Source organism: Pseudomonas sp. HS-18, assembly GCF_020401845.1.
In the GTDB taxonomy this organism is placed as follows: domain Bacteria; phylum Pseudomonadota; class Gammaproteobacteria; order Pseudomonadales; family Pseudomonadaceae; genus Pseudomonas; species Pseudomonas nitroreducens.
Genome location: NZ_CP084413.1, coordinates 3,907,528 through 3,924,689, shown reverse-complemented (window position 1 = coordinate 3,924,689; position 17,162 = coordinate 3,907,528). Strand labels below are relative to the sequence as shown.

The following is a 17,162-nucleotide window of genomic DNA, read 5'->3' as shown; positions in this document are numbered from 1 at the left end:
TCTGTTACGCCCGCTCTTGGCGAGCCTGCGAAAGCGTTATGATGCGGCCATCCTGCGCCGCCCACATGACAAGAATCGCCGGCGCCCCCGCTCGAGAGCAGCCTACATGCCCAGCACAAGCATCGACGCGCAATTCGACCTGGCCCTGGTTTCACCTTTCCTGCTGCAGACCCTCGCCGAAGTCGCCAGTGACCAGGGAGTGAGCAGCGAACGCCTGTGCCGCGGGCTCGGCTTTACCGCCGAGGAGCTGCAGGACCCGGCGCAGCGCGTCACCTACCGGCAGACGGTGGCGATGATCCAGCGAGCCCTCGCGGCGCTGCCCGAGCGTGGCCTGGGGCTCTGGGTCGGCCATCACAACGTGCTGGGCACACTCGGCCTGCTTGGCCACGTACTGTCCCTCTGCAAGACCCTGCGCGACGCCTTCGAGGTGGGCCGGCGCTTCCAGCACACCACTGGCGGCATTGCGCTGTGCAACCTGATCGAGGGGCCCGAGGAAAGCTTCATCGAAGTCGAATGCCGGTTGCCCTACGCCGACATCCAGGTGTTCGCCGTGGAAGAGTTCTTCGCCAGCCTGCTGGTCTACAACCGCACGCTGATCGGGCCCCAGTTTCAGCCCCTGCGTTTCGAGTTCACCCATGCCGCACCGGTCTATGAGGCCGAGTACCGCCGGCTGCTCGGGCCGAACCTGCAATTCGGTTGCCTGCACAACCGGGTGGTCATCGCCAGCCACTGGCTGGATGTGCAACTGCCCAGCCACCACCCGGTCGCGCTGCGCCAGGCGCTCAACCTGCTGGAGGGGGAGTACGCCCAGGTGCAGCAGAAGACCGGCCTGCTGGAAACGGTGGAGCGTGCCATCGCTCGCGACCTGGCCAACGGCAGCCCCATCGACAAGGTTGCAGGCGAGCTGAACATGAGCAGCCGTACCTTGCGTCGCCGCCTGAGCGAGCACGGGATGAGCTTCGACGCCCTGCAGGAACAGGTGCGCCACGCACGCGCCATGAGCCTGCTGAACAACCCGGAGATGCCCATCGAGCGCATCGCCGAGGCGCTCGGCTACAGTGATGTGCGCGGCTTCCGCCGGGCCTTCAAGCGCTGGACCGGGCAGAGCCCGTCCGCCTGCCGCGACGAGGCGATGCCGGCGCACTGAAGCACCGCTGGGCGATTACATTGACGCGGCACAAGGGTGCTGCCGGCCTGTGCGGTTAAGGTCGTAGTGCCCATTCAACGAGGAGCACAGCATGTACGAGCACGTACTGGCTGCCGTCGACGGCAGCCCCGTTTCCCTCAAGGCCCTGGCCGAAGGCGCAAGGCTGGTCCGCATGAGCGGTGGTGAACTGCATGTCATCACCATCGTCGATCGCCCGCTCGGCCATCTGCCTTACTACGCCGAGTATTACGACGCCGAGGCCCTGCAAGCCGCCGCACTCAAGGCCGCCGACGATATCCTGAGCAAGGCGCGGGACGTGGTGGCCGAATACGCCGTGCCGGCCACTTACCAGCGGGTCAGCATGGAAACCGCCGGTGAGGAAGTGGCCGATCGCATCGAACGCGAGGCCGACGCCGTCAAGGCCGACGCCATCGTCATGGGCACCCACAGCCGCCGCGGCGTGCGCCGGCTGATGCTGGGCAGCGTGGCCGAAGGCGTGCTGCAATCGAGCCAGCGACCGGTGCTGCTGGTGCGCGACCTGTAGTGAACCGCTGGCGCGGTGGCTGGCCTATCGACGCTCCGGCCGCTGCAGCCCGAGGTGTTCGCGCAACGTGCTACCGCGGTATTCGCGACGGTACAGCCCGCGCTTCTGCAACTCCGGCACCACCAGTTCCACGAAGCTGTCCAGGCCATTGGGCAACAGTGGCGGCATGATGTTGAAGCCGTCGGCGGCGCCGGCGCTGAACCAGGCTTCCAGATGGTCGGCGATCTGCTTGGGGTCGCCGACCAGCGTGCAGTGCCCGCGTGCCCCGGCTGCCCGCAGGTAGAGCTGGCGCAACGTCAGCTTTTCCCGGCGCGCCAATTCGACGAACAGCGCCTGCCGGCTCTTCATCGCATTGCTGGGTGGTAGCTCCGGCAGCGGGCCATCCAGCGGGAAACGGGACAGGTCCAGCCCGCCGGCCATGCCTGAGAGCAGGGCGAGCCCCAGCTGCGGTTCTATCAGCCCCTGCAGCTCGGCGTGGAGGTCTTCGGCTTCGCTCTGCGTCCGTCCGATCACCGGGGAGATTCCCGGCATGATCTTCAGTTCGTGGGCTTCGCGTCCGTACCCGGCCAGACGCCCCTTCAGATCGCTGTAGAAGGCGCGTGCATCCTCCAGCGTCTGCTGGGCGGTGAACACCACCTCGGCGGTGCGCGCGGCCAGGGCCTTGCCCGGTTCCGACGAGCCCGCCTGTACCAGCACCGGGTGGCCCTGCGGCGAGCGCGGCTGGTTCAGCGGGCCGCGCACGCGGTAGTAGTCGCCATGATGGGCGAGGGTGCGCAGTTGCTCCGGGTCGAAGTAGCGGCCGCTGAGCTTGTCGCGGCGGAAGGCGTCGTCGGCGAAGCTGTCCCACAGGCCGCGGGCCACATCGATGAACTCCTCGGCGCGGGCGTAGCGGTCGGCGTGGTCGAAATGCTGCTCCAGGCCGAAGTTCTGTGCTTCCTGGTCCGTCGCCGAGGTCACCAGGTTCCAGCCGGCACGGCCGCCGGACAGGTGATCGAGCGAGGCGAAGCGGCGCGCCAGCAGGTAGGGATCGTTGTAGCTGGTGGAGACGGTGGAAATCAGGCCAATGCGCTCGGTCACCGAGGCCAGCGAAGCGAGGAGCATCAGTGGATCGAATACCTCGCCGAGGGTGGTGTGCGCGGCCAGTTCATTGCTGCCGAGCAGGGCGAGGTTGTCGGCGAAGAAGATCGCGTCGAACAGGCCGCGTTCGGCGGTCTGCGCCAGGCGGCGGAAGTGTGCGAAGTCCAGGGCGCCGGCGGGTGCCAGCGGGTGGCGCCAGGCGGCCAGGTGGTGACCGCTGCCCATCAGGAAGGCGCCGAGGCTGATCTGTGTCTGGCTCATATGTACCTCAGAAGTCGTAGCGCAGGGTCACGCCGGTCACGCGCGGCTGGCCGGGATAGCCCACGTACAGGCCGTTGGAGGAAGCGATTACTGCCTGGTAGTACTCCTTGTCGAAGGCGTTCTTCACCCACAGGGAGGCGTCCAGCAGCCCGTCGCCGACTTCGTGGCGCAGGCCCACCGAGAAGTTGGCCAGGCCATAGCCGGGGATCTTCGACAGGTTGGAGTTGTCCAGCGTGCCCTCGGCCTCGGAGCGGTAGGCGTAGCTCGCGGTGACATAGGGCTCGAAGCGGTTGTCCAGTTGCCACTTGTATTCGCCGTTGAGGTTGGCGATCCAGCGCGACGCGCCCATCACCCGCTCGCCGGAGAGATCGCAGGTGGCCGGCGCGCCGGGCTGGCTGCTGACTTCGGCCGGGCAGGGGGCGTCCTTGAACGACAGATAGGTGACATCGTTGAACGAGCCGTTGAAGTTCACGGTCAGGCCTCGCAGCGGCAGCGCGGTGGCTTCGAACTCCAGGCCGCGCGAACGCAGGTCGCCGGCGTTGGCCAGTACCTGGTAGCCGGTCAGCGAGCCGGCGGGCTGGTAGTAGGTGGTGGCCTGGTAGCCGGTGATGCCGGTCCAGAACAGGTTGGCGTTGAGCTGCAGGCGACGGTCGAAGAGCGTGCTCTTGATCCCCAGTTCCGCATCGTTGGCGCGCTCGGGACCGACCAGCAGGGAGTCGGCACCAGCGCTGGGCGCACTGCCGACGGTGAGGTTCACCCCGCCGGACTTTTCGCCGTGGGACAACGAGGCGTAGCCCAGCAGATTGTCGTCGAACTTGTAGCTCAGGCTGAGCAGTGCCGAGGGCGCGGCGTTGTGCAGGCTGAGGTCGCCGGAGTCGTAGGCGCCGGCCTGGCTGGCGCGGATCGCCGCCGGCAGGCCGCCGACCGGAGCGCCGCCCACGGGGGCGGAGCGCTCGACCTGCGCCTGCTTCTCTTCATAGGTGCCGCGCAGGCCGAGGGTGAAGTCCAGCTTGTCGCTCAGGTGCCAGGTGCCCTGGGAGAACAGGGCGAAACTGTCGGTGTCGATCCAGCCCTTGCTGGTGCTGCTGACGTTGTTCAGCGCATTGAGGTTGGCGCCGATCAGGTTGAGGTCGGCCAGCGGGCCGAGGTCGACGAAATAGCGGTTGTTCAGGCTCTGGCGGAAGGCGTACGCGCCCACCACGTAGTCGAAGGCACCGCCGGTGGGCGAGGCCAGGCGGATTTCCTGGGAGAACTGGCGGTCGTGGATTTCGTAACCCAGGTCGCGGATTACCGGCACGTCCAACTCGTCCGAATCGTTGGCCGGGTTGAAGTGCCAATAGCGATAGGCGCTGATGGAGGTCAGCTTGTAGCCGCCGTCGAGGTTCCAGTTGGCTTCCACCGAGCTGGCGTTCTGGTGGACGCTGACGTTCTGCCGGCCGTCGATGTTGGATTTGCCCTCCACCGGATGGGCGCCCACCAGGGCTGCGCGGCGCCAGAACTGACTGGAGCCGCCGTAGATCACGCCGCTGCCCTGGCTGGAGTTCTCGCTGTTGTATTCGTTGATCCAGCGCAGGCTGAAATCATCGTTGGGCTGGAACAGCAACTGGCCGCGTACGCCTTCGCGCTCGCCGCCCAGGAGGGTGCGGCCGTCGGCAAGGTTTTTCAGGTAGCCATCGTCGCGGGTGCGGTAGAGCGACAGGCGCCCGGCCAGGGTCTCCGTCAGCGGGCCGGAGAAACTGCCCTTGCCCTGGAAGTAGCCGTTCTCGCCGCCGGAGGTTTCGATACTGCTTTCGGGGGTGAAGGTCGGTTTGCGCGTGGTGATGTTCAGTACACCGGCGGTGGTGTTCTTGCCGAACAGGGTTCCTTGCGGACCACGCAGCAGGTCGAGTTGTTCGATGTCCATCAGGTCGAACACCGCCATGCCGGGGCGGCCGAGGTAGACGTTGTCCAGGTAGATCCCGGCGGAGCCTTCCAGGCCGTCGCTGGCCGGGTTGTTGCCGATACCGCGCACGGCCAGGCTCGACTGGCGCGCGTGGATATAGGCGACGTTCACGCTGGGCAATGCCTGCTGCAGGTCCTGGATCTTGTAGATGCGCTGCTTGTCGAGGGTGTCGCCGCTGAGCGTGGTGATCGGCGTCGGCACGTCCTGGGCGTTCTCCTCGCGGCGGCGGGCGGTCACGGTGACCGTCTGCAGGGCATCGGTAACGGCTTGGCCGTCGTTGCCGACGGCGCTCTGCCCATCGGCGGCGGCATTGCCAGCGGCCAGCAGCAGCGCCAGGGTCAGTGGGTGCAGCGCCAGGCCGGTGCGGCTGGCGCGCGAAGGGAGTCTATGCATGGCTTGTCCTTGCAGCAGGGCCGTGGCACGCACGGCTGGAAGTCGGCGGAGCGGGGGCTGGTCACCCCTCTGGTCGCCGATGCTAGGCAAGCTCACTCGAAGACGATGGGCTTTGGCGGACAATCCATGGTCCGCCGCAGACAGATACCGGTCTCACAACGCCAGGGCGAAGCCGCCGGTTGGCCGGACGGCGGCCGGTGACTCGGCCAGGCCCAGTTCGCCCTGGCGCCATTGCCCCGGGCTCTGGCCGGTCCAGCGGCGGAATGCACGGTTGAAGCTGCTGGGCTCGTTGAAGCCCAGCCGGTAGCAGACTTCGTTGACCGAGCAATGAGGCTGGCGCAGGTGCGCGAACGCCAGTTCACGGCGTGTTTCCTCCAGGAGCTCGGTAAAACTGGTGGCATGACGCAGCAGGTGGCGATGCAGGTTGCGCGTGCTCATGCCCAGTTCCTCGGCGACCAGCCCCTGCTGGACTTCGCCGCTGGGCAGTTGGCGCACGATGGATTGGCGGACCTGCTCGGGCAGGTCGTGGCCGGACAGGCGCTTGAGGTAGCTGTTGAGGCTGCCATCGAGGATCTGCGCCAGCTCGCGGTTCCCGCTGCGCAACGGGATTTCCAGTAGCGCCGGGTCGTAGTCTACGGCGTTGTGTGCAGCATCGAAGACCAGGCGCTGGCCGAAACGCGCTTCCCAGGCGTCGGCGTCGATGGGGCGGGGCCGCGCCAGGTGTACGCAACGCACCACGCCCAGGCCCCAGATCGGCGTGGCATGCCGCAGTCCGGAAGCGAGCAGTGCCTCGGTGGCCATCTGCTCGACCTGTGCGCGGGGGATGCGCCGGTAGATCAGGCGGCAGACTCCGTCGCCGCGCTCCAGGCTGACCTGGCCGGACGTGCTCACCACGGGGGAAAAGCGCACCACGCGCTCCAGCGCTTCGCCGACGGTGGCGCTGCTTTGCAGGGCGAACAGCAGGCCATGGAAGTCCGTGGGCAGGCTGTGCGCGGCGACTTCAAGGCCGAACGCCGGATCGCCGGTGGTGCGCTCCACGGCGCGCCACAGGGCGCTCATGCGCTCGAGCGGAATGCGAAGGTTGGCGTCCTGCAACTGTGCCGGGTCGATGCCGGCGGTGCGCAGCAGGGGTCTGGGATCGTGTCCGTGGGCCTGCAAGGCGCGGGCGATGACCTGGGCCCAGGTGGCTATGGTGTCGGCATGCATGTGCGCTACTCCCTGGGTAAAGGCCCGCGCCGCTCTGCGACAGTCGTTTGCGACGGAGGGAGCGCCATGATGGCAAGCATTTTTTAGCTCATGAAGGAATTATTTTTATTATTTAAATAACTGAAATTCCTAAGTGGAGCCCGTTGCGGGTTGTGACCACGACGATGCGTTTTCAGCATGGAAAATATGCCTGGCGGGTTGCGGTGCAGGGGCGTGCGCCGTGGTCCCGGAAAACCGCCGGTATCGCCGGTGCTCACAATGTTCTTGGCTGTCGCGTGAAGACGCGCAGCAGACCACGCGCCAGCTCGCGGAACAGGCGGCCGGCGAAGCTGAAGTCGAGCACACCGGTTTCGTCGACATAGCGCTGCCATTGCTCCACCAGAGCGCGCAGGCGTTCCGGCTCCTGCCGGGCAAGGTCGTGGATCTCCCCCGGATCGCGCGCGAGGTCGTAGAGCTGCCAGCGCCCCGGACCGTCAGGCTTGGGAATATACAGCGCCTTCCAGCGGCCCTGGCGGATGGCACGAGCGCGGAACAGCTCCCAGCCGGTGGTTTCGTCCTGCGCGTGCGGCTCGGTTTCTTGTCCCTGAAGGTACGCCAGCAGCGAACGGCCACGGATCGGCAACACCTCGCGGCCCTGGTAGTGGGGGCCCGGATGGCGCGTGTCGGCCAGTTCCAGGAGGGTCGGCACGATGTCCATCACCGTGGCGAAGGCATGGCTGATGGTTCCCTGCAGATGCAGCCCGGGCCAGGTGATGAAGGCTGGAACGCGGATGCCGCCCTGACTGGTGAAGAGTTTGAATTGGCGCGAGGGGGCGGTGGCCGCCTGGGCCCAGCGTGGACCATACCAGACATAGGAGTTGGCGCGGCCCACGTTCTCCAGGCGATTGTCGTAATGCTTGGCGATGAAGCGCTGGGCGCGCTTGCCGACGATGGGCAGGGCTTCGAGCGCTGCACCTTCGGCGCCGTTGTCGGAGAGGAACACGATCACTGTGTTGTCCAGTTCGCCGCTGGTGCGCAGGTGCTCGATGACCCGGCCGACGTTCCAGTCCAGGCGATCGACCATGGCGGCATAGACCTCCATGGCGCGGGCCGACTGTTGCCTGCCTGCGTCATCCAGTTCGTGCCAGTTCGGTGTGTCGGCTACTACCGGGTGGGCTTCAACGTCTTCGGCGATCAACCCCAGCTCCTTCAGCCGCGCCAGACGCTGTTCGCGCAGCACATCGGGACCGCCGTCATAGCGCCCCTTGTACTTGCTGATCAGCTCGTCCGGCGCCTGTAATGGGAAGTGCGGGGCGGAAAAGGGCAGGTAGGCGAAGAAGGGCCGTCCATCGTCCGTCGGGCGCTCGTCCAGGTAGTCGAGCAGGCGGTCGGTGAAGGCATCGGAGGAATAGAAATCCTTCGGCAGTTCGCTTACCGGGTCGAGGCCATCGCGGTAAGTGCCTTCCACCGCATGCAGCAGGCGCGGCATCTTGTGTGGCACCACGTCGGGCGACCAGCCGTAGTGGTTGTGTGCGGCCCCTTCCAGGATGAACGAACGCTCGAAACCGCGTGCCGCCGCCGAGGTCTCCGCCGTACGGCCCAGATGCCATTTGCCGGAGATCAGCGTGTGGTAGCCGGCGTCGCGCAACAGCTCGGCGAGGGTTACCACGCGCCGGTTGAGGTGGCCTTCGTAGCCGGGGTTGCGGCGGATGGTCTCGTCGCTGAATTCGGCCATCGCTCCGATGCCGGCGAGATGATGGTCGGTGCCGGTCAACAGCATGGCGCGGGTCGGCGAGCAGGCAGACGCTGCATGGAAATCGGTGAGACGCAGGCCAGCCGTGGCCAGGGCATCGAGGTTCGGTGTGTCGATCTCGCCGCCGAAGGCGCCAAGGTCGGAGAAACCCAGGTCGTCGGCAACGATCAGCAGGAAGTTCGGGCGTTTGCTCATGGTCGTCTCAGGCAGGTGGTGCGGTGCATCGTGAGGGCTGGCAGCTGCGCGCGATGGGCGCTTCGCAGCCTGTTTTCCCTGGCTTGAGTGCAGCCTGGGGATGCTCCTTTTCCGGCATATCCAGGAAGATATCGATGCCTTCAAGCGATAAGAGCGCCCATTAAGGACGCCCTTGTGAGAACGCGCCATTGCCTTCGGCGAATACTTTTCATGCCTTATCGGCATCGAACATGACTGCCCGCACAGGCGGCTTTCCGGGTCGCCGGGCTTGGGAAGGGGGATCAGTCAGTTGCCGGCGGAGTCACACAGCTCGAGGCAGCGCCGCGCCCGTTGCTGATCGGGCGAGTCGAAGCCTTCGGTGAAGCGACGGTAGACCGGCTGCAGCAGTTGCCGCGCGGCTTCTGATCGGCCCTGCGTGTGCCACAGCCCCGCCAGGCAGGTGGCCGAGCGCAGTTCCCAGGCCAGCGCACCTTGTTCCTGGGCCAGTGCCAGGGCGCGGGTCAGCAGGGTTTCCGCGTCGAGCAGGGATTCGCGGTCGTCGCGCTCGAGCAGGGCAACGGCTTCATTGCGCAGGATTTCCGGCGCACACCAGCCTGCGGCGCCGGTTCTTGCGCGCATCAACTGGGCCGGGTCTGCGGGCAGGGGACGGCCGCCGAGGGTTTGCACGATGTCGCGCACCAGGCCGACCGCGGGGGCGCCGGGTGAGTCCTCGAAGCGCATGGCCCAGGCATAGTGCCGCGCCCAGTCGGTGAACAGCGGAACGCGGTGGCGCTCGGCGACCTCGACCATCTGCCGCACGCGTTGACGAGCCTTGTCGAGTTCGCCGTTATAGAAAGCGATGACGCAACCGGCCGCAGCGAGGCTGTAGGCGATGGAGGCGCTGTGGTCGATTTTGCAGGCCAGTTCGATGGCCTGCGCTGCCATACGCTCCGCCTGTTCCGGCAGGCCGCGCAGCCAGAGCGTGCGAGCCTGGGTGGCCAGGGAAGCGACCTGCTGGTCGTATTGCACGCCCAGGCACGGAGCGAAGCGGTTCGCCTGCCGCTGTTGTTCCAGGCGCTCAAGTACGTCGTCGCCGACGGACTGGGCCAGTACCTGATTCCCCGAGTAATGCAGCGCCAGTACCTTCAGGCGCAGTGCGCTGGTGGCGAGTATCTCGCCCTGGCCACTGCTCAGGCGGTCGAAGTGCTGGCTATGCTCGGCCGCCAACTGGTACTGGCCGGCCCACAGCAGCACCGCCAGGCCACCCGACAGCGCGGTGAGCTCGCCAGGGCGGTCACCGATCTGCTGGGCGAGGAACCGCGCGTTCTGGAAGGCCTCGTTCGCCTGACTGTTGCGCACGTCGTGATAGGTGGTGTTGCCCAACGCCAGCTCCAGGCGCATGGCCAGCTCCAGCGATGAAGCGGATTGTGCGCCGAGCAGGCCCAGTGCGGCGCTCACGTAGGGGCCGTACTCGTGCAGCAGCGACAGCTCCTGCCACAGCGGTGACGAACAGGCCGCGAGATGGATCGCCAGGGTGTGCCGGACCTCGGCGTGCAGGCCCCAGTCGAGCGCGGCGCGAACATCGGCGAGCCATGGCGCGTGGCGTTGCAGCCAGCCCTGGGACGCCGACCGTTCCCACTCATCCTGCGCGGCCTGCATCGCGCGCTCGCAGAGTTCCAGATGACGCTCCCGGGCTTCGTGGAGTTCGCCGGTGGCCTCGAGTTTTTCCAGCGCGTAAAGACGGGTTGGTTCGAGCAGTCGGTAGGTGACTTCGTCGCCGCGAACCTCGGTGCTCAGTAGCGACTTGGCCGTCAGGTGATTCACCAGCAGGAAGGCCGTGCCCAGGTCCGCCGGTTGGCCGAGGGCCGCGGCGACGGAGTCCAGCGTGAAGCTGCCGCGAAAGACGCTGAGGCGCCGCAGGCAGGATTGCTCCGCGGGACGCAGCAGCGCGTAACTCCAGTCGAGCATCGCGCGCAGGTGTTGGTGGCGATCGGATTGCAGCGGCAGGTCGAGGTAGCCACCCTGCAACAACGCATCGATGCTGCCGTCGGCCTGGCCCAGGTGCCCGGCGGCGAGTTCCAGCGCCAGCGGAATGCCCTCCAGGCGGCGGCAGATTTCGCCGACCCGCGGCAGGTCCTCGGGGCGGAATTCGAACTCCTCGTGGGTCTCCTTCGCCCGCTCGATGAGCAGCGCCACTGCCGGGTAGGCGAGGGCGTCCTCGATGCTGCCGAGCCGTGCTGGCGGGCAAGCCAGCGGCCGCAGCGGCTGGATGTGCTCGCCGGTGGCGCGCAGGCTTTCGCGGCTGGTGGCGAGGATATGCATCTGCGGCGCATGGCGCAGCAGGCACTCCACCAGATGCGCGGCGGCTTCGATCAGATGCTCGCAGTTGTCGATGAGCAGCAGCATCTGCCGGTCGGCGACCTGGGTGCAGATCTGTTCCAACGATTCGCCTGCCAGTCCCGGAATGCCCAGGGCACTGGCGAGGGTGCTGTTCAACGGCCGGGCGTCCTGCAACGGGGTCAGGTCGAGCATGCGGATGCCGTGGCGGTACTGGCCGATGAAACGCTCGGCGGCCTGCAGGGCGAGGCTGGTCTTGCCGATGCCGCCGCTGCCCACCAGGCTGATGCAGCGGCGTTGCGGCAGTTCGGCAACCAGGCGCTCCAGCTCCGTCTCGCGCCCCAGCAGGCGATTGCGCCGCGGCGGCAGATTGTGGTTCGCCGCGGCCCCCGGGTCTTGGGCCGGCGTGGATTGCGTCGAAGCGGTCAGCGGCTCGACGAAGCTGTAGCCACGCAATGCCACCGTGACGATGAAGCGCCGGCCATTCTGGCCATCGCCCAGGGCTTTGCGCAGGGCGGCCATGTGCACCCGCAGGTTGCCTTCGTCGATGTCCTGGCCGGGCCAGGCGCGGGCCAGCAGTTCGCCCTTGCTCACCACCTGGCCGGCGCGCTCCAGCAGCGCCAAAAGGATGTCCAGTGCACGCTGGCCCAGGCGCAGCGGACGGCCGGCCTCGAGGATCATGCGTGAGGTGGGGAATATCTGGTAGGGGCCGAAATGAAGCACGGTTTCGACCGTCGCCACGGGCTCGGGAGTCATCGTCTGGTCGTCGCTTTCGCACGCTGGGGCAGGTTTCGCGCCGGCCCAGGTGCTGGCCCTGGTGGCGCAGGTCCATCGACTCTGCGGTCGATTGGCCATTCTTTTTGTGAATGACACTCAGGGTAAACGACGGCTCGGCGTTGGGCCATCCTGTGTCGGCGAGCCTGATCCGGACATTTTGCCTAATAACGATTAACGCCGCGTTCACCTCGACATTGCCTTTCGGGTGTCCTGCGCTGCTGGCTGCTCTGCCTCGCAGGCCTGGCAGGGCAAGGCTTGGCGGGTGTCAGTCGGGAGCTGTCGCGATGATCGCAAGTGACGACGCGGGCAATGGAAAATCCGCTTCCCGGTCTTCGGTCCGCCGCCTTTTCTCTCCCTCGGGTTAATGCCGTTTAACCAGCTTTAACTCGCCGCCACCCCTTCGCCCACAAAAAATGGCCAGCAGACCGCAGGGGAGGGACCAGCATGCTTCAGAGACTGATCGGCCAGATGCCAGTGGACGCGCCAAAGCGTGATCTTGCGCCCTGGCAGCGCGAGCGCGCCCAGGCCTTGCTGCTCAAGCATCTGGACAGCGGCATCGCGGTGAGCGACCTGGCCGCCGCCTGCGCCCTGTCGCGCAGCGATTTCACCCGCAAGTTCAAGGTCGCCACGGGTCACTCGCCCCAGGCGTGGATGCGCATCCTGCGGGTGGAGAAGGCCAAGCAACTGATGCGCGAATCGTCCTTCCCGCTGGCGGAGATCGGCCTGCAGTGTGGCTTCTGCGACCAGGCGCATTTCTGCCGGATTTTCTACCGCATCGAAGGCGTTACGCCCTTGAGCTGGCAGCGCCAGTTCTTCCATGAGGAACACCGTTCGACCTGGCGGCACGCGGGCTAGCCCGAGCGCCCAGCGGTGCTCCATGTGTTTGTCGTTCTGTAAATGGAACGCTAGAGGCAATTTTTGCCGTCTAGTGGATCAATGGTGTCGAAATTAATCTTTGTTCCATGCAGTGACGCACTGCAAAACGAGTCCAAACCCTTTCCGGCAGCGCCGGCACCCACTGAAAGCAAATCGAGGATTTCACCATGACCAACGCTACCTACAACCGCCTGGACAAAGACAACGCCGCCGTCCTGCTGGTCGACCACCAGGCCGGTCTGCTCTCGCTGGTCCGCGATATCGATCCGGACAAGTTCAAGAACAACGTGCTGGCGCTGGGCGACCTGGCGAAGTTCTTCAACCTGCCGACCATCCTCACCACCAGCTTCGAAACCGGTCCTAACGGTCCGCTGGTTCCCGAGCTGAAAGCGCAGTTCCCCGATGCGCCGTACATTGCCCGCCCTGGCCAGATCAACGCCTGGGACAACGAGGACTTCGTGAAAGCAGTGAAGGCCACCGGCAAGAAGCAACTGATCATCGCCGGCGTGGTGACCGAGGTCTGCGTGGCGTTCCCGGCGCTGTCGGCCCTGGCGGAAGGCTTTGACGTGTTCGTGGTGGCGGATGCCTCCGGCACCTTCAACGAGATGACCCGCGACGCGGCCTGGCGCCGGATGGAAGCGGCCGGTGCGCAGCTGATGACCTGGTTCGGCGTGGCCTGTGAGCTGCACCGCGACTGGCGCAACGATATCGAAGGGCTGGCGGCGCTGTGCTCCAACCACATTCCGGATTATCGGAACCTGATCACTGCCTACAGCACGCTGACTGCTGGCAAATAACCTTCCCCGCAATAAAAAAGCGGAGCCTCCAGCGAGGCTCCGCTTTTGCTTTTCTTAGGAGCGGAGCTTCTCCGCGATGCGCCGATAAGGCCGGCGCTGGGGGGCGAGCAAGCTCGCTCCTACAAGAGCATCGGGCTGCACACGAGCAGATTCTGCCAACGATCTCCATCCGACTGCAGATGAGCAGCGGAATACCGCAGAAGCAGGCTTCGTTGCCGTTGGCAGCGGCCGCCCGTTACCGCTTGAAATCCTCCGCACTGTGCCGCTCCGGCAACGCATCATCGCCCCAGGTACGGTTCACTCGGCGCCCGCGTTGCACCGCCGGGCGGGCGGCGATTTCGTCGGTCCAGCGGCGCACGTGGGTGTAGCTTTCCACGTCGAGGAATTCGGCGGCTTCGTACACCTGGTTGTTCAGCAGCGCGCCGTACCAGGGCCAGATCGCCATGTCGGCAATGCTGTATTCGTCGCCGGCGATGTAGCGGTTTTCGGCCAGTTGCCGGTCGAGCACGTCGAGCTGGCGCTTGACCTCCATGGCGTAGCGGTTGATCGGGTACTCGTACTTCTCCGGCGCGTAGGCGTAGAAGTGGCCGAAGCCGCCGCCGAGGAAGGGCGCGCTGCCCATCTGCCAGAACAGCCAGTTCAGCGTCTCGGTGCGCTTGGCCAGGTCCCTGGGCAGGAAGTGGCCGAACTTCTCCGCGAGGTAGACCAGGATCGAACCGGATTCGAAGATGCGCAGTTCCGGATCGACGCTGGTGTCCAGCAGGGCGGGGATCTTCGAGTTCGGGTTGATCTCGACGAAGCCGCTGCCGAACTGGTCGCCGTCGCTGATCCTGATCGGCCAGGCGTCGTACTCGGCTTCGGTCACGCCCAGTTCCAGCAGCTCCTCGAGCAGGATGGTGACCTTCACGCCGTTGGGCGTGGCCAGCGAATACAGCTGCAGCGGGTGCTTGCCGCGCGGCAACTGCTTGTCGTGCGTCGGGCCGGCGACGGGCCGGTTGATGCTGGCGAAGGCGCCGCCGTTGCTCTTGTCCCAGGTCCAGACGCGGGGGGGAGTGTAGGTATCGTTCGCCATCTCGAGTGCTCACCTTGTGGGTTGAATGCGTGGATGCTACCCGCCCGATCTGCGTCGCGTCAGCCGTTTTTCTCGGGCTGTTGTTGCTGGGCGAACAATGCGCGGCGCCTCGCTCGGGCGGTTGTTAGCATATGCATAAACGATATTAAAAATAAGTTGATGCATGATTTGAGATTATAAAAGAATCGCCGCTCAGTCCAACGGCGAAGCTCTGAAATGACGCTCTCGCTCTTTCGCGTCCTATCGAGAGTCCCATGTCTGCCCAGCCCGCTTGCGCTGCATTCTTCCGCCTCGAAGGCGTCGGCAAGTCCTTTGTCGAGAACCGCGTGCTGGTCGACCTGGACCTGGAAATTCGTCCCGGCGAGGTGCTTGCCCTGCTCGGTGCCAACGGCGCGGGCAAGTCGACGCTGGTGAAGATTCTTGCCGGTTCCCACAGCCACGATGCCGGACACTTGCTGATCGATGGCGAGCCGGTTCGTTTCACCTCGCCCCAGGACGCCCGCCGCCACGGCATAGTCGCGGTGCACCAGCAGGTGGAACAGGGCGTGGTGCCCGGCCTGAGCGTCGCGGAGAATCTCCTGCTGGACGAACTCTGCGGCGCCACCGGATCGTTCCTTTTCCGCCCAGACGAAGCGTTGAAGCGCGCCGCTGAAATTGCTGCCGCGCTGGAGCTGCGCCTGCCGCTGCAGGCGCCCATCGAAACCCTGGGCACTGCCGAGCGGCAGCTGGTGATCCTGTCCCGTGCGCTGGCGCGAAATCCACGCTTGCTGATCCTCGATGAGCCCACCGCATCCTTGTCGACCTTCGAGGCCGAGCGTCTGTTCCATCTCATCGACAACTTGCGCGAACGCGGCGTGGCGATCCTCTACATCTCTCATCGGCTGTCGGACTTGCAACGCGTGGCGGACCGCGCGCTGGTGCTGCGTGATGGGCGCCTGGTAGGCGAATTCGAGTCGCCGCTGGACCTCGCCGCGGCAGTCGAATCCATGCTCGGCGCCGCACTGGGCGAGGTCCAGTTGCAGCCTTTGCAGCGCGGCGCGAAGGTGCTGTCCCTGCGCGACTGGCAGCTTGATGCGCACAGCGCGGTATTCGACCTGGACCTGCACGAAGGCGAGGTGGTCGCCCTGACCGGCCTGCTCGGCGCGGGCAAGAGCGAGATCGCCGAAGTGCTGTTCGGCCTGCGTCGGCAGCACGCTGGATCGATCCGGATCGATGGCCGTGACTGGCAACCGCGTTCGCCACGGGAAGCCATCGCCGCCGGGGTGTTCTTCGCTGCCGAAGACCGCGCTCGCAACTCGCGGGTGCCGGGCTTCTCGGTGCGCGCCAGCATGACATTGCCGTTCCTGCGCCGCTTCTCGCGCTGCGCTTTCATCGACCGCAACGCCGAGCGCGCCGAGGTTGCCGGGCAGATAGAAGCGCTCGGCATCAAGGGGCCGGGCCCGGAACATCCCCTGGAGCTGCTTTCCGGCGGCAACCAGCAGAAGGTCATTCTTGCCCGTTGGCTGCTGGGGCAGGGCCGGGTGCTGATCCTCGACGAACCCTTCCAGGGCGTCGACGTGCGCGCTCGCCGCGACATTGGCCAACGTATCCGCGCCAGTGCCGCCGGCCGCGCCACGCTGGTGATCTGCAGCGACCCGGACGAAGCCCTGGAAATTGCCGACCGCATCCTTGTCGTGCGCGATGGCGCGGTGGTCGCCGAACTGCCCCGGCAGGACCTGCAACGCAGCGAGATCGTCGCCCACCTGGCCCCAGCCCAATTCCACCCTTCACGCCAAGGAGCCGCGCGTGTCTAGAACTGCAGTGGGCAGCCCGGCGACGTCCTCCGTCGCACGCCTGCTCGACTTCCTCATCCACTACGCGCTGCTCCTGTTGCTGGCTGCGCTGGTGCTGGTATTCGCGCTGCTGGAGCCGGCGTTCCTGCGGGTCGGCAATCTGTTCCTGGTGTTGCAGTCGGTGTCCATCGTCGCGCTGCTCGCCCTGGGCGTGACCCTGAGCATGGCCGTGGGCGGGTTGGACCTGTCCATCGGTGCCGTCGCCGCACTGAGCCTGATGACTGCCAGCTACGTGATGGTGGTGCTGGACTGGGGGCCGCTGGCGGCAATCCTCATCAGCCTCGGCCTCGGCACCCTGGTCGGGTTGCTCAACGGCTGGCTGATCGTGCGCATGCGCGTGCCGGACATCCTCGCCACCCTGGGCAGCATGTTCCTGGTGGTCGGTGTGCAACTGATCCCCACCGGCGGCCGCTCCATCGCCGTCGGCATGACCCTGCCCAACGGCGACGAAGCGCCGGGCGCCTTCGCCAGCTGGTTCCTTGCACTCGGCCGCGCGCAGTTGTGGGACCGCGTGCCGGTGCCCGTGGTGGTGATGCTCGGCTGTGCGCTGCTGGTCTGGCTGTTCCTCGAACGCACGCGGCCGGGCCGGCTGTTCTACGCCATCGGCGGCAACGAGCAGGCGGCGCGCCTCGCCGGTGCGCCGGTGGAGCGCTACAAGCTGCTCGCCTATGTGCTCTCGGCGCTGCTCGCGTCCCTGGGTGGGTTGCTCTTGGCAGCGCGACTCGGACGCGGCGATGTCAGCTCCGGCAACGGGCTGGTGCTCGATGCCCTGGGCGCCGCGTTGATCGGTTTCGCGGTGCTCGACGCGCAGAAGCCCAATGCCTTCGGGACACTGGTGGGCGCGGTACTGGTGGCGACCCTGCTCAACGGCCTGACCATGCTCAACGCGCCTTACTACGCCCAGGACTTCGTCAAGGGTGCGGTCCTCGTTTCGGCCTTGATGTTCACCTTCGGTCTGGCCCGGCGCGGGCGCTGATCACTTACCTTTTCGGAGA

The 17,162-nt window shown here is 66.2% G+C and carries 12 protein-coding genes; 6 read left to right on the top strand and 6 right to left on the bottom strand.

All coding sequences use genetic code 11. The features are described from left to right. The first annotated feature begins 106 nt into the window (after positions 1-106). Together LDJ84_RS18165 and LDJ84_RS18160 are read left to right on the top strand one after the other, a co-directional pair. Positions 107-1,147 carry an AraC family transcriptional regulator gene (locus LDJ84_RS18165; RefSeq protein ID WP_226045182.1) on the top strand — a complete coding sequence of 347 codons (1,041 nt, stop codon included), beginning with the start codon at positions 107-109 and terminating at the stop codon, positions 1,145-1,147. A gap of 91 nt (positions 1,148-1,238) precedes the next feature. Continuing rightward, a complete protein-coding gene (locus LDJ84_RS18160; RefSeq protein ID WP_226045181.1) occupies positions 1,239-1,691 on the top strand; it encodes a universal stress protein in 453 nt (150 codons plus the stop codon). A gap of 24 nt (positions 1,692-1,715) precedes the next feature. Here LDJ84_RS18160 and LDJ84_RS18155 read toward each other — a convergent pair whose 3' ends face one another. The 5 genes from LDJ84_RS18155 to LDJ84_RS18135 form a co-directional block, all read right to left on the bottom strand. After that, positions 1,716-3,029, bottom strand: coding sequence for an LLM class flavin-dependent oxidoreductase (locus LDJ84_RS18155; protein ID WP_037007423.1), 1,314 nt, complete (start codon positions 3,027-3,029; stop codon positions 1,716-1,718). A gap of 7 nt (positions 3,030-3,036) precedes the next feature. After that, positions 3,037-5,364, bottom strand: a complete 2,328-nt coding sequence (locus LDJ84_RS18150) for a TonB-dependent receptor (RefSeq protein ID WP_318784708.1) — start codon at positions 5,362-5,364, stop codon at positions 3,037-3,039. Positions 5,365-5,517: 153 nt separating this feature from the next. Next, a complete protein-coding gene (locus LDJ84_RS18145; RefSeq protein ID WP_037014229.1) occupies positions 5,518-6,570 on the bottom strand; it encodes an AraC family transcriptional regulator in 1,053 nt (350 codons plus the stop codon). 253 nt (positions 6,571-6,823) lie between these two features. Beyond that, positions 6,824-8,497, bottom strand: a complete 1,674-nt coding sequence (locus LDJ84_RS18140) for an arylsulfatase (protein ID WP_226045180.1) — start codon at positions 8,495-8,497, stop codon at positions 6,824-6,826. Positions 8,498-8,782: 285 nt separating this feature from the next. Further along, a complete protein-coding gene (locus LDJ84_RS18135; RefSeq protein ID WP_226045179.1) occupies positions 8,783-11,569 on the bottom strand; it encodes an ATP-binding protein in 2,787 nt (928 codons plus the stop codon). Between the two features lie 465 nt (positions 11,570-12,034). Between LDJ84_RS18135 and LDJ84_RS18130 the strand changes: the two genes are divergently transcribed. Continuing rightward, entirely contained in the window at positions 12,035-12,445 is a 411-nt protein-coding gene (locus LDJ84_RS18130) for a helix-turn-helix domain-containing protein (protein WP_024765865.1), read from the top strand. A gap of 188 nt (positions 12,446-12,633) precedes the next feature. Next, on the top strand, positions 12,634-13,263 hold the full coding sequence (gene ycaC, locus LDJ84_RS18125; protein WP_024765864.1) for an isochorismate family cysteine hydrolase YcaC: 630 nt from the start codon (positions 12,634-12,636) through the stop codon (positions 13,261-13,263). Between the two features lie 235 nt (positions 13,264-13,498). On the opposite strand, the gene yghU is transcribed toward ycaC, so the two are convergent. Further along, on the bottom strand, positions 13,499-14,335 hold the full coding sequence (gene yghU, locus LDJ84_RS18120; protein WP_024765863.1) for a glutathione-dependent disulfide-bond oxidoreductase: 837 nt from the start codon (positions 14,333-14,335) through the stop codon (positions 13,499-13,501). 254 nt (positions 14,336-14,589) lie between these two features. On the opposite strand from yghU, the gene LDJ84_RS18115 reads away from it, so the two are divergent. Next, entirely contained in the window at positions 14,590-16,128 is a 1,539-nt protein-coding gene (locus tag LDJ84_RS18115) for a sugar ABC transporter ATP-binding protein (RefSeq protein ID WP_226045178.1), read from the top strand. Continuing rightward, on the top strand, positions 16,121-17,143 hold the full coding sequence (locus LDJ84_RS18110) for an ABC transporter permease (RefSeq protein ID WP_226045177.1): 1,023 nt from the start codon (positions 16,121-16,123) through the stop codon (positions 17,141-17,143). The genes LDJ84_RS18115 and LDJ84_RS18110 overlap by 8 nt, the downstream gene beginning before the upstream one ends. Positions 17,144-17,162: the final 19 nt, after the last annotated feature.